Annotated in this window: 10 protein-coding genes and 1 tRNA gene; 3 read left to right on the forward strand and 8 right to left on the reverse strand. The window is 62.4% G+C overall.

From position 1 onward, the window contains the following. Positions 1-21 precede the first annotated feature (21 nt). The 7 genes from galE to ABEA02_RS19450 form a co-directional block, all read right to left on the reverse strand. Positions 22-1,038 carry a UDP-glucose 4-epimerase GalE gene (gene galE, locus ABEA02_RS19420; protein ID WP_345534768.1) on the reverse strand — a complete coding sequence of 339 codons (1,017 nt, stop codon included), beginning with the start codon at positions 1,036-1,038 and terminating at the stop codon, positions 22-24. A gap of 98 nt (positions 1,039-1,136) precedes the next feature. After that, positions 1,137-1,685, reverse strand: coding sequence for a dTDP-4-dehydrorhamnose 3,5-epimerase (gene rfbC / locus ABEA02_RS19425; RefSeq protein WP_345534769.1), 549 nt, complete (start codon positions 1,683-1,685; stop codon positions 1,137-1,139). After that, positions 1,682-2,479: a 16S rRNA (adenine(1518)-N(6)/adenine(1519)-N(6))-dimethyltransferase RsmA gene (rsmA, locus tag ABEA02_RS19430; RefSeq protein WP_345534770.1), complete on the reverse strand. Its 798-nt coding sequence runs from the start codon at positions 2,477-2,479 to the stop codon at positions 1,682-1,684. The genes rfbC and rsmA overlap by 4 nt, the downstream gene beginning before the upstream one ends. Continuing rightward, on the reverse strand, positions 2,479-3,381 hold the full coding sequence (locus tag ABEA02_RS19435; RefSeq protein ID WP_345534771.1) for a patatin-like phospholipase family protein: 903 nt from the start codon (positions 3,379-3,381) through the stop codon (positions 2,479-2,481). The genes rsmA and ABEA02_RS19435 overlap by 1 nt, the downstream gene beginning before the upstream one ends. Further along, complete coding sequence (pdxA, locus tag ABEA02_RS19440) at positions 3,378-4,373, reverse strand: 4-hydroxythreonine-4-phosphate dehydrogenase PdxA (RefSeq protein WP_345534772.1); 996 nt, start codon at positions 4,371-4,373, stop codon at positions 3,378-3,380. The genes ABEA02_RS19435 and pdxA overlap by 4 nt, the downstream gene beginning before the upstream one ends. A gap of 6 nt (positions 4,374-4,379) precedes the next feature. Beyond that, the gene (locus ABEA02_RS19445) at positions 4,380-5,678 is read right to left on the reverse strand and encodes a peptidylprolyl isomerase (RefSeq protein ID WP_345534773.1); all 1,299 of its coding nucleotides are present in this window, start codon (positions 5,676-5,678) and stop codon (positions 4,380-4,382) included. A gap of 28 nt (positions 5,679-5,706) precedes the next feature. Next, complete coding sequence (locus ABEA02_RS19450) at positions 5,707-8,007, reverse strand: LPS-assembly protein LptD (protein ID WP_345534774.1); 2,301 nt, start codon at positions 8,005-8,007, stop codon at positions 5,707-5,709. A 221-nt stretch (positions 8,008-8,228) separates the two neighbouring features. Between ABEA02_RS19450 and ABEA02_RS19455 the strand changes: the two genes are divergently transcribed. Both ABEA02_RS19455 and ABEA02_RS19460 read left to right on the forward strand, forming a co-directional pair. Next, positions 8,229-9,224: an aminoglycoside phosphotransferase family protein gene (locus ABEA02_RS19455; RefSeq protein ID WP_345534776.1), complete on the forward strand. Its 996-nt coding sequence runs from the start codon at positions 8,229-8,231 to the stop codon at positions 9,222-9,224. 296 nt (positions 9,225-9,520) lie between these two features. After that, positions 9,521-10,723, forward strand: coding sequence for an ammonium transporter (locus tag ABEA02_RS19460; RefSeq protein ID WP_345534777.1), 1,203 nt, complete (start codon positions 9,521-9,523; stop codon positions 10,721-10,723). 130 nt (positions 10,724-10,853) lie between these two features. Here ABEA02_RS19460 and ABEA02_RS19465 read toward each other — a convergent pair. After that, a tRNA-Met gene (locus tag ABEA02_RS19465) sits at positions 10,854-10,930 on the reverse strand. 197 nt (positions 10,931-11,127) lie between these two features. Between ABEA02_RS19465 and ABEA02_RS19470 the strand changes: the two genes are divergently transcribed. Further along, positions 11,128-11,442: a hypothetical protein gene (locus ABEA02_RS19470; RefSeq protein ID WP_345534778.1), complete on the forward strand. Its 315-nt coding sequence runs from the start codon at positions 11,128-11,130 to the stop codon at positions 11,440-11,442. The last annotated feature ends 7 nt before the right edge of the window (positions 11,443-11,449 follow it).

Consider the following 11,449-nt stretch of genomic DNA (forward strand, 5'->3'; position numbering starts at 1 on the left):
TCAGATCTTGTTCGATGGGATTCATTCGAAACCGTTGGGGTTGGCGCTTTGCCAGCGCCAGCTGTCTGCGCACATCTCATCAATGCCGCGCGTCGCACGCCAGCCCAGCTCGCGCTCGGCTGCGGCCGGATCAGCCCAGCACTCTGCGATGTCGCCGGCACGGCGATCGACGATCTGGTAGGGCACTGGGCGGCCGCTGGCCTTCTCGAATGCCTTGACGACCTGCAGCACCGAATAGCCGCAGCCAGTACCCAGATTGACGGTCAGCACGCCACGGCTTTTTGCCAGCCGCTCGATGGCCTTGACGTGGCCCACGGCGAGATCGACGACGTGGATGTAGTCGCGCACACCCGTACCGTCAACCGTCGGGTAATCGCCGCCGAACACCGACAGCTTCTCGCGCTTGCCGACCGCCACCTGCGTGACGAAGGGCATCAGGTTGTTGGGGATGCCGTTGGGATCTTCGCCGATGCGACCGGAGGCATGCGCACCCACCGGGTTGAAGTAACGCAGCAGCCCGATGCTCCATTCCTTGTCGGCCGCAGCCAGATCGCTGAGCACGTATTCCATCATCCACTTGGTGCGGCCATAGGGATTGGTCGGCCCCGTCGGGAAGTCTTCGCGGATCGGCACGCTGGCCGGGTCGCCGTACACAGTCGCCGACGAGCTGAACACCAGGGTCTTCACGCCGGCAGCAGCCATCACCTCGGCCAGCGCCACAGTGCCGGCAATGTTGTTGTCGTAGTAGCGCAACGGCTGCGCTACCGACTCGCCGACAGCCTTGAGTGCGGCGAAGTGGATCACGGCGTCAATCTTGTGGGCGCGGAACACTTCGGCCAGGGCTTCGCGCTCGCGCAGGTCGATCTGATGGAAGGCGGTGAGCTTGCGGCCGGCGATCTCTTCGACGCGGCGCAGGGACTCGGCCTTGCTGTTGCTGAGGTTATCGACCACGACAACGTCGTGGCCCGCCGCGAGCAATTCAACGCAGGTGTGGCTGCCGATATAGCCGGCGCCACCGGTAACGAGGATGCAGGACATGATCTGGAATCCGGAACAGGACGGAAAGCCTGCGAGTTTAGCGCGTCTGCCTGACCCGGCCGTGACAGATGCCCGATCAGGGCACTTTCAGCAAGATCTCAGTCGAAAACCTCGCAGCGGGCCAAGGGCAGACCCTGCTTGTCCTTGGCGGACAACGTCGGTTCCATTCCAGCCAGCGGCCAGGTCAGGCCCAGGTCAGGATCGTTCCATTGCAGGCAGCGTTCATGCTCCGGGGCGTAGAAATCGGTGGTCTTGTAGAGAAAGTCTGCAACGTCAGACAACACCAGGAAGCCATGCGCAAAGCCGGCCGGAATCCACATCTGGCGCTGGTTGTCCTCGCTCAGCTCGCAGCCGAAATGCCGTCCGAAAGTGGGCGAGCTGCGGCGCAGGTCCACCGCCACGTCCCACACGGCACCGCGCGTCACGCGCACCAGCTTGGCCTGCGGCTGACGGATCTGATAGTGCAGGCCGCGCAGCACGCCACGCTGCGAGCGCGAATGGTTGTCCTGCACAAAATCCGGCGCAAAGCCCAGCAAGTCCTCGAAAGTGCGCGCGTTGAAGCTTTCCAGAAAGAATCCGCGCGTATCACCGAACACCTTGGGCTCCAGCACGCACACACCTGCCAGCGAAGTATCGATACGCTTCATGCGTCTCGCCCCCCTATGTGATTGGCGATGCGCACATAGTCCTCCATTGCCAGGCGCTCACCGCGCAAGCCTGCATCGATCTGTAACGCCTCATAGTCCGCCGCCTGCAGCCAGTCACCCAAAGTGTTGCGCAGGGTCTTGCGGCGCTGACCGAACGCAGCGGTAACAATGCGCCCCATCAGTGCCGCATCGCGGCAGAGCAAGTCCGCCCCGGGCTTGGGGCGCATATAGACAATAGCCGACGTGACCTTGGGTGCCGGCCGGAAAGCGTCGCCCGGCACGTCAAACAGGTGCGCCATCGCAAATCGGTACTGCAGCATCACGGACAGGCGCCCATAGGCCTCGTCGCCCGGTTCGGCCACCATGCGGTCGACGACCTCCTTCTGCAGCATGAAGGTCATGTCGCGAACGTGCTCGGCGAATTCGGCCAAGTGGAACAGCAGCGGCGTCGAGATGTTGTAGGGAAGGTTGCCGACCACACGCAGTGGCGCGGGCAGACTGGCGAAATCGAACTTGAGCGCATCCCCCTCGTGGATCGCGACCTGCTCCTCGCTGTATTTCTCGCGCAGGCGGGCGATGAGGTCGCGGTCGATCTCCACCACGTGCAGATGCTTGCACGCAGCAAGCAAGGGAACGGTCAATGCCCCCAATCCCGGCCCGATCTCGACGACATGATCCCCGGGCTGCGCCGCGATGGACGAGACGATGCGCGCAATGATCTCGCGGTCAACGAGAAAGTTCTGCCCGAAGCGCTTGCGTGCGAGGTGGCCCTGATGCGATTGATCGCCTCGCATCACCTTACGGCCAGCTTTTCGCGAATGCGCGGCAAGGCCGCCAGCGCGGCCCGCTCACCTTGCAGAATGGCTTCCTGACGCTGCTGGAAGTTGGTTGCCGGCAAACCGCGGATATCCGGGCGAATGATGACGTCAGCACCCAGAAGCTCTGTCTCACCGATGGTGTGACCCATGATCGCCATGGTGTCGAGCAACATGTCGACAGTGCCTTGATTCTTCTTGCCCGAAGGCTTGGCCGAGATGTCGACGGCCACCACGATATCGGCACCCATCTGCCGCGCAGCACGGACCGGCACCGGGCTGACCAGACCGCCATCAACGAACTCGCGCCCACGAATGACAACCGGCGCGAACACCGCAGGAATCGACGCCGAAGCACGTACTGCCACTCCGGCATTGCCGGCGGTGAAGACGGCCATCTCGCCCGAAGCCAGATCGGTCGCTACGACACCCATGCGCCGCTTGAGCCCTTCGAGCGGACGATTGCCAAGCTCCTTGTTCACGAAACGCTCGATCACCTCACCCTTGAGGAAGCCGCGATCGAAAATCACCCAGTCAGTGAAACTGCTTTCTTCCATGCGGTTGGCAAGCTGGTGCAGTTCAATGGCATCGAAACCGCCGGCATACAAAGTACCGACAACTGCGCCTGCGGAAGTGCCTGCAATGACATCCGGCACGATGCCTTGCGCTTCCAGCACCTTGATCACCCCGATGTGGGCAAAGCCGCGCGCCGCACCACCACCCAGTGCCAGTCCGAGACGCGGCTTCGGTCGCGGCGCAACCTGCGGTTGCAGCGGAGGATTCGGCGCGACGTCCGGCTTGGGCTCCACCTGGGTACAGGCCGCCAGGGCAGACAACGCGGCCAATGCGCTGGCGGAAGAAAGAAAATCCCTACGCTTCATGAGCGGTATCCAAGCATGTTGATGGCGCAATTCATCGCGGCGATGAGGCTGCCGGGATCGGCACACCCCTTGCCGGCCAGATCAAGCGCCGTTCCGTGATCCACCGAGGTGCGGATGAAGGGCAACCCCAGCGTCACGTTGATGCCGCCACCGAAGGTGGCGAACTTGAGGGTAGCCAGCCCCTGATCGTGATACATCGCGAGCACTGCATCGCCGCGTTCCAACTGATGCGGTACGAACAAGGTGTCAGCAGGCAAGGGGCCGATGAGCTGCAAGCCTTCGGCACGCAGCTTGTCGAGCACGGGCTGGATCACATCGATCTCTTCGCGCCCCATGTGCCCGCCCTCGCCCGCATGCGGGTTGAGGCCGGATACAAGAATGCGCGGCGACACCAGTCCAAACTTGTCCCGCAAATCCTTGTGCATGATGCGCAACGAATCTTCGAGCAAATCAGGCGTGATTGCAGCCGGAACTTCGGCAAGCGGCAAATGCGTGGTAGCCACGGCAACGCGCATCCAGCGACGCGGCTCACCGTATTCACCGGCCAGCATCATCACGACTCGTGGTGTCTGCGTCTGGTCAGCAAGGTATTCGGTGTGTCCCGTGAAAGGGATGCCCGCATCGTTGATGACATTTTTCTGCACCGGCGCCGTCACCATGGCAGCAAAGTGGCCGCTGCGACAACCCTCGACGGCAACATCGAGCGTACGGATCACGTAAGCGGCATTGCGCGTGTCGAGCACACCGGGCTCGGACGCCACGTCGAGCGGCACGTGGAGAACGTCCAGCATTCCGGGCACGGGAGGCTGTGAGGCATCGAACGCCCGCACGGCAACATGCCGATCAGTGCAGGCCACGCGTGCAGTGATCAATGCCAGATCGCCAATAACCACGGGCCGCACGGGCCATTCATGTGCGGCCAGTACGGCACACAACTCCGGGCCGATACCGGCCGGCTCTCCGCTCGTGATGGCGATGAGAGGAGCCGTCATGGTCGTTCAGGGTTCGCTGCGTCGCACGTCAACGAAAGCCTCGTCGCGCACTTGGCGCAGCCACGCCTCATAGGCTTCGTCCGACTTGCGCTCGCGCAGGGACTGGCGCATTTCAAGGCGCCTGCGCTCGCCACTCATATCCACATCGCGGCGCGCCATCACCTGGATCAGGTGCCAACCGAAAGGCGACTGGATCGGCTCGCTGATCTCACCCGGCTTGAGGGCGTTCATTGCCCGCTCGAATTCGGGCACCGTGTCGCCTGGCGACAACCAACCCAGGTCGCCACCGCGCGCAGCAGACGCGTCACCCGGCGTGGTACGGGCGATATCCTCGAACCTGGCACCCGCCAGGATGCGCTTGCGCAAATCACCAAGGCGACGACGCGCATCGTCATCATTGAGCACTTCAGAAGCACGCAGCAGGATATGACGCGTCTGTGTCTGGGTTACGTTGAGCGGCTTGGCGCTGGCGGCATCATTCACGGCAACGAGCTTGATGACATGCAGGCCAGCCGGGCTGCGCAGCACATTGCTGATCTGCCCCGGCTTCAAGCGCACAACCTCTTCGGCGTACACGGTAGGCATGCGCTGCACGGTCTGCCAGGCCATCACACCGCCCTGCATGCCATCCGGCGCGTCCGAAAAAGCGGCCGCCAGCTTGCCGAAGTCATCACCCTGGCGCAGCAGGCGTTGCACCTCACTGGCGCGTGACGAGAGTCGCATCCAGGACTCTGCGTTCGCACCTTCGGGCGCGCGAATGAAGATATGTGCAATCTGGTACTCCTTGCCACTGGCCTGCGCCTCGGGGGAAGCCAGCGCCGCGTCGATCTCGGCATCGCTGACCACAATGCGGCTATCCACCTCGCGTTCGCGCAAGCGGCTGATGAGGATTTCCGTGCGGATGTCTTCACGGAAGCGCTGCCATGGCACCCCTTCCTGCTTCTCGATTACCTCGCGGAACTTCGCCATCGGAAGCTTGTTCTGCTCCGCAATGCGCTGCACGGCGCGGTCCAGCGTAACGTCGTCAACGCGCAAACCTGACGAGCGCGCACGCTGCAGCAACAGGCGCTCAAGAATCAGGCGGTCAAGCACCTTCTCCTCCATCTGAGCACGGCTCATCTTGGGTGCGTCGGGCGGCAGCTGGCGCTGCGTTTGATCCACCTTGGCGCGCACTTCGGACATCGTGATGATTTCGTCGTTGGCGATCGCCGCAATGCGGTCGAGCGGCTCGGCAGCCTGCAACGCAAACGGCACAGCCATAAAGAGGGCAACGAAGATTCCGCGGAAACTTGCTCGGAATGACATGGATGGATGACTCCGGATTGTCGTTTGGTTATTCAGCGCTGGTACCAAACACCGGATCTCCGGTGCTGGTGATGTCGGTATAGCCCCCGACACTGCGACGCAGCAGCTGCACGGGGCTCGATCCTACGGAGGCCAGCCCGTTGAGTTCGAGTTGCAGGTAGATCGCGTTGTTCCGCACCTGCTTGGTATTCAGAAGGGTCTGATAGACCGTCCGCAGCACCCAGCAACCGGCCTTGTATTCGAAGCCGGCGATGGCCTCGGTGAGCTGGCTATCCTTGAGGTTGTAGTTGTAGCGCCCAACGGCATACCAACCTCCGGCGACAGGCCACTGACCAGAAAAATCGATGTCGCGCAGCACACCGCGCTGGTAGCGGTAGCTCACTGCTGCCGATTTACCAGCCTGCGGCTGGTAACGAGTCGTCAGCACGCCGCGTTCGCTGCGGTGCTCACGCGGGTCGTACTGGTAAAAGCTGTCCACCCAGATGCTGCGTGTCACCCTGCCGGACATCAAGCCCAGCCAGTCAGCGATGCGTCCGTCGCGCCGGGTTTCACCGGGCAGGGTCACTTCCTGTCCGCTGAAATAGAAACGCTGCCCCACCGCCAGGCGCAAGGCCTCTTCACCCGTCTGTTCGCTGATGAAGCGCGAGGTGACGGCCGAAGTCATCTGGTTGGCGTCGGCAATGCGGTCCGAACCTGTGTAGATGTTCTCGGAGAACAACTGCGAGAAATTGAAGTCGGCGCGCGCGGTATCGAACACGGGGAACTGCGATTGGTCGCGATACGCCGTACGCACGTAAAACACACGCGGTTCAAGCGTCTGGATGAAATCCGACTGCCCCAGCTTCAGCGAACGTTCAAAGGTCAGTCCAGAATCCACAGAGAAGCCAGGCACCGAGCGATAAAGCGTGTTGTAACCGGTCGTCGTCCGGCGCGTCAGATCGTAGTGCGACAGGTGGACGCCTGCCTTGGGCACGAAAAAGGCGTAGGAATTCTGCAGCGGCAGTGCCACCTGCGGGTGGACGGTTGTGCGTTCACCGGCATCCTTGGCCGAGTGCTCGAACTTCGTGTATTCGAACGGCATGCGCACCGACATGCCCAACTGGTCAGGCACGTTCAAATCTGCGCGCACCTGCGGCAAGCGGTCGTAAGGCGCCTCGCCCACCAGGGTCTGGAAGCGCTGTACGTTCAGCGAGCTGCTCAACCAGGGCAGACCACCATAATTCAGTATGGCCTGCTGGTTAAGCGTGGCTTGCGAAGTGCTGGTGATGCGGGAACTCAGATCAGCAAAATAGTTGGCATCCGTCACCTGGGTGTAATCCAGCGAACCGTTCAGCCCGCCACCAAAGTCCTGGAAGTTGCGCGCCGATACCAAGCCACGCTCTTCCTTCGTCAGTTGATCCCTGGATAGCCATTCACCGCTCAGACGCCCCGTGCCCGACTTGGTCAGATAGCGGAATTCCGTACCCAGCTGCAAGCCACGACGGCCCATCCAGCGTGGCGCCAGCGTGGCGTCGTAGTTGGGTGCAAGATTGACGTAGTAGGGCTGGGTGATGTCGAAGCCCGTGCTCGAGGTGCTGCCGATCGTGGGTGGCAACAAACCGGACTGGCGCGAGTCGTTGAGCGGAAAATCCGCCCAGGGCATCCACATCACCGGCACGTTCTTGAAGCGCAACACCGCATCGTGCGCCTCGCCCCGCTCGCGGTCGTAGTCCAGCGACAGGTCCCGCACCTTGAGGTACCAGTCCGGATCCGGTGCACGGCAGGTCGTGTAGGTTGCATCCTGCAAGCGATACTGGTTCTTGCCCTCCAGCAACAGGGTCTCCGCCTCGCCCGTCGCCGTCAGCGTCGTGCTGCGTTTCTGAAACGGTGCGGAGTCCCGCTGGAAGACATAGTTCGGCTTGGTGACTTCACCGACAGAGGTGTCCAGGTTGAGCTGGGCACGTGGTCCGTCTATGCGATCACGACCACGCAACAGCGACACATTGCCTTCCGCCGTCACTTCATTGCTGATCTGGTCCAACCGCAAGCGATCACTCAGCAGGAACATGCTGTCCCGGCGCAGAATGACCTTGCCCTCAGCCGTGAGCTCGAACTGGTTGCGGCCATCGAGCCGTTCGGCACGCACGCGTGTCGCGCCCGGCGCAAGCGGGATTGCATTTTCAGCAGCGAGCATCGGGAATTTCTGCAGCAGTGCGGGCGGCAGCGCGACAGGCTTTGCGGCTGCGGCAGAAGAAGCCGACGAAGAAGTCTGCGCAGACACCGGCAACGACAGGCAGGCCAGCGCGGCAAAGACCGACAGGCTGAGGCAGCGTGGCTGGGGGACTGGCAACCGGCACTTGCTTCGCAAGGCTACAGGGAGTCGATGCATGGGCTGGCGGGCAAGCTCTTGTGCGGGGCGGGCGGGGCAATCCGTGCAAGGCCTGCCGCTAAGGCAGACCATCCACATTTGTTAAGATTCCGCGGCATTTACTATTCGGGCCACCGGCCCGTTCCGATCCTCTTGCCGCAGGTTCGCGCAAGATTCTACATCAAGCCCCCGGAGCCCTTCCCTTGCAACGCCTCGAGCAGCTACATCAGTGGGTCGCCCAGCAGTTCCCTGACCAGCAAACCGTCATCACACCGGCCTCGGCGGACGCCAGCTTCCGGCGCTACTTCCGCGTCGCACTGCCCGACGGCAACACCCGCATCGTGATGGATGCCCCTCCTGAGCACGAAGATTGCCGCCCCTTCATACACGTGGCTCGACTGTTCGGCGCCGCCGGCGCCCACGTGCCGGAAATCCATGCCGAAGACCTGCAACAGGGCTTTCTGCTGCTCTCCGACCTTGGCAGCAGCACTTATCTCTCGGCACTTACGGACGACAACGCCGACACGCTCTACGCCGACGCGCTCGGCGCCCTCGCCGCCATCCAGCGCGCCAGCCGCCCCGGCTTGTTACCCGAATATGATCGCGCTCATCTGCTGCGCGAAATGGAGCTTTTCCCCGTCTGGTATATCGCCCGCCACAAAGGCGTCACGCTGACCGAAGCAGACAGCGCGAGCCTTTACGAGGTTTTTGACCGCATCATTGAAGTAAACCTGGCCGAGCCCAAGGTCTTCGTACACCGCGATTTCCACTCGCGCAACCTGATGCTGACAGCCCCCAACCCCGGCGTCATCGACTTCCAGGATGCCGTCTACGGCCCACTCACCTACGACCTGGCCTCGCTGTTCAAGGACGCCTACATCGAATGGCCGGAAGAACGCACCATCGACTGGCTGGTCCGCTACTGGGAAGCAGCCCGCCAGATCGGCCTGCCCGTGCGTGAAGATTTTGCCGACTTTCACCGCGACTACGAATTCATGGGCGCCCAGCGCCACATCAAGGTTCTGGGTATCTTCGCGCGGCTCTATCACCGGGACGGCAAGGACGGCTACCTCAAGGACCTGCCCCTGGTCCTCAAGTACCTGCGGAAGACCTGCCAGCGCTACACCGAACTGCGTCCACTGGCTCACCTGCTCGAAAAGCTCGACCCCGAAGAAGGCACGGTCGGCTACTCGTTCTAAGGCCACATCCGCGCCACTCTGCCCCTCCCCGCCGCTGAAGGGCGCCTGACCCGGCTCGTCCCGTGACGCCTGCGCGCCCGCGCGCGCCTGCGCCCCAAGCGCCGCCAATTGCAGCGCAACCCGCTCTGCAGAAACGCACCACACAAGTGCATCTCAACGAACCGGCGCACCACTTACGACCAATATTCGCACCAAATGGAAACAGTACGACCATAAGCAATTGATTTTATTGAACACCAATCTGGTGCAGTTTGTGCTTCATGCTCCGCCATTGTGCAAACGGAGACCCTTCCACCATGGAGCAGTTAAAAACCACCAGTGACGTTCTATTTGTTCTGCTTGGCGCCATCATGATTCTCGCCATGCATGCCGGCTTCGCTTTTCTGGAACTCGGCACCGTCCGCAAAAAGAATCAGGTCAATGCCCTCGTCAAGATCCTTGTCGACTTCAGCGTCTCGACGCTGGCCTACTTCTTCATCGGCTACGGCATTGCCTACGGCCTGCACTTCATGGGCAGCGCCGAGAGCCTGACCGAGAACAGCGGCTACGCCCTCGTCAAATTCTTCTTCCTGCTCACTTTTGCGGCCGCCATTCCCGCCATCATCTCGGGCGGCATCGCGGAACGCGCACGCTTCGGCTCACAACTCGCCGCCACTGCCCTGATCGTCGGGCTGGTCTATCCGTTCTTCGAAGGCATCGTCTGGAACGACAACTACGGCCTGCAAGCCTGGCTGGAGGCCAGCTTCGGCGCCAAGTTCCATGACTTCGCCGGCAGCGTCGTCGTGCACGCCGTGGGCGGCTGGCTGGGCCTTGTCGCCGTGCTGTTCCTCGGTGCGCGACGCGGTCGCTACAACAAGGACGGCGCCATCGCCGCCCACCCGCCCTCAAGCATCCCCTTCCTTGGCCTCGGCGCCTGGATCCTCATCGTCGGCTGGTTCGGCTTCAACGTCATGAGCGCCCAGAAGCTCGAAGCCATCAGCGGCCTCGTCGCCGTCAACTCCCTGATGGCCATGGTCGGCGGCACCCTGGCGGCCTTGCTGCTTGGCCGCAATGACCCCGGCTTCGTCCACAACGGCCCGCTCGCCGGCCTCGTCGCCGTCTGTGCAGGCTCGGACATCATGCATCCGGCCGGCGCGCTGGTCGTCGGCGCCGTTGCCGGCGCCCTCTTCGTCCAGCTGTTCACGCTGACGCAAAACCGCTGGAAGATCGATGACGTGCTCGGCGTCTGGCCCCTGCACGGCCTGTGCGGCGCCTGGGGCGGCATCGCCGCCGGCATCTTTGGCCAGCAAGCGCTTGGTGGCCTGGGCAAGATCAGCTTCGTGAGCCAGCTGATCGGCACCCTCGGCGGCATTGCCGTCGCCCTGATCGGCGGCGGCATCATCTACGGCCTGCTCCGCAAGCTCGTCGGCATCCGCCTCTCTGCCGAAGAAGAATTCGATGGGGCCGACATCACCATCCACAAGATCACCGCCACACCGGAACGCGAGACCAACTGGTAAGCCGCCTGCCAGAAACGACAAGAGCCGCTCGACGAAACGTCGCGCGGCTCTTTGTTTTTGAGCGCCTTCGAAGTGCTCGCTCCGAAAACGACAAAGGCCTGCCGAGCGATCGGCAAGCCTTTGATTTGACTGGTGGTGATGGGCGGGATCGAACCGCCGACCTGCGGGTTATGAATCCGCCGCTCTAACCATCTGAGCTACATCACCCTAATCGAGCCCGCCATTCTAATGCGCTGCCGCACGACCGGTCAAGACAACCTCAACACCCCTTGATGGCAAAGTCCATGCAATTCATGGATTTGGCACGCTGTACGGCAAGCTTTCCAGATTGACTTAAGGGGGGTGATCGCCGACCATTGCAGTCCGTCCGGCTCGGCTTCGCTGCGCCTTTTCCCGAGGATTCCATGCTCAAGTCCTTCCGCCTGTTTTCCCTCGCGCTGGCCCTGGCTGCCACGCCGCTGTTGCCGCAAACCTGTTTTGCGCAAGGAGTGCCCGGTGCAGCCATTCCAGCTGATGCCAAAGAGGGAGTGCTGGAGGTTGCGGACGGACAGATGCTGCTGGACGAGATCCCCTTCCCCGTCACGGCGGCGCTGCAAGTGCGGAACCAGGACAACCTACTGGTGTCGATCTACTCGCTGCGCGGCAAATTCCGCGTCAAGGCGCGTATCGACGTGGCCGGCACGCTGCATCGCATCTGGATCCTGGAACGTCTGCAATAACACCGGC

Source organism: Viridibacterium curvum (assembly GCF_039544165.1).
In the GTDB taxonomy this organism is placed as follows: domain Bacteria; phylum Pseudomonadota; class Gammaproteobacteria; order Burkholderiales; family Rhodocyclaceae; genus Viridibacterium; species Viridibacterium curvum.